The sequence below is a fragment of the Pontibacter qinzhouensis genome, from assembly GCF_008017455.1.
GTDB lineage: Bacteria > Bacteroidota > Bacteroidia > Cytophagales > Hymenobacteraceae > Pontibacter > Pontibacter qinzhouensis.
Genome location: NZ_VRTY01000214.1, coordinates 1 through 1,264 on the forward strand (window position 1 = coordinate 1; position 1,264 = coordinate 1,264).

Consider the following 1,264-nt stretch of genomic DNA (forward strand, 5'->3'; position numbering starts at 1 on the left):
ACATATTCTGCTAACAAAGCACAGGCATTATGTTCGGCTCATGCCTCACCCATTGCCTGCACTAGCCGTTGGCAGTAAAAGAGATTGTACAGTAATAGTCAAATGGATATTAAATCAATAAATTATAAAGAAGGCTATGAAAAAAACGTATTTACTTATTCTCTTCCTTGCATTAATAGGAAACATGGTAGGTTGTAAAGACAATAATGAACCTACCTTGCCTTTAGATGGTGTTTGGCTTGAGCAAAGTGACAGGTTGGACACGATCAGATTCGTAAGGCTTGATAATGGCCCTTATTTATCACTGGACAGAGGAAGAGAGATCAGGAATGGTGAGGTCCTTCCTAAGTACGGTTCTGGTTTATACAACTACCAGATAAAAGGAGACTCCATATCACTGCTTAACTTGTCTTCAAGCTGCTCCTCTTGTTATAAGACGTACTATTTCGTGATTAAGGGAGCAGAACTAAGAATTGGTGACTTCTATGAAAAGAATTCACCAAACCCCCAGCCCCTTATTTTTATAAAAGATTGAAAAACTGCTCCTGCCAACAAAGTATATAGGGCATAAACGCCTCATATACTAGACCGTTATGCTATATAAAAAATGAAAACAAAAATTAGGTTACTTACTGTCGTGTTTAGCTTGGTTATGTTAGGTGCCTTCGCATCAGTACCTGCTGTAACCTATCTTAAAGTTGCAAAAGAAGATTTCTTAGAAATAAACATAGCCACTATGGCTTCTTTGGTAATGCTCCTGTTGTTTTTAGGAGGTCTAACAGCCATTATTAAGTTGGTAAAAGTAATCATCATTAATGAAGAAATAAGGAAAGTAACAATTAGGCACCCATTTCTTTTACAAAGCAAAGAATACAGCTTTGATGAAATTAGTGGTTTTCGCTGGTCATACCTAAGTGGGAGAGTAAGGTATAAGTCAATTAAGCTTAGAACTGCTGACAGTAGAGTTTACCAGTTCTCCGACTTCGAGGTCGGGAATCTTAGGGGAATTGAAACATTGATTTATAAAAATTTTGAGTTAAAACTTGGCAAGGCGTGGCTATCACCTTCAGAAAAGCAGAAGCAGTTTGAGCTACAAAGAAGCAGAGCATTTGATATTGAGCAAGCAGAGGATATAAACTGGTATCTTTGGTCTGCCATTATCATGCTTACAATTTTGTTTACTATCCTTCTTTATAAGTTCTACGAAAACGGGCTTAGTATTAAAGTTGGAGAAATAGTTTTCCTAACTATAATACTCATCTCC

Annotated in this window: 2 protein-coding genes; both read left to right on the top strand. The window is 37.0% G+C overall.

Annotation, left to right across the window (positions count from 1 at the left end):
- Window positions 1-136 precede the first annotated feature (136 nt).
- Window positions 137-535 (top strand): hypothetical protein, encoded by a 399-nt coding sequence (locus tag FVR03_RS24115; RefSeq protein WP_147924324.1) that lies wholly within the window; start codon window positions 137-139, stop codon window positions 533-535.
- Between the two features lie 72 nt (window positions 536-607).
- Window positions 608-1,264: hypothetical protein (locus FVR03_RS24120; RefSeq protein WP_147924325.1), on the top strand; the 657-nt coding region annotated here is incomplete at its 3' end.

Excerpts from the sequence above, each read along its gene's own strand:
- FVR03_RS24115 (WP_147924324.1), top strand. The coding sequence starts at position 137 with ATGAAAAAAACGTATTTACTTATTCTCTTCCTTGCATTAATAGGAAAC.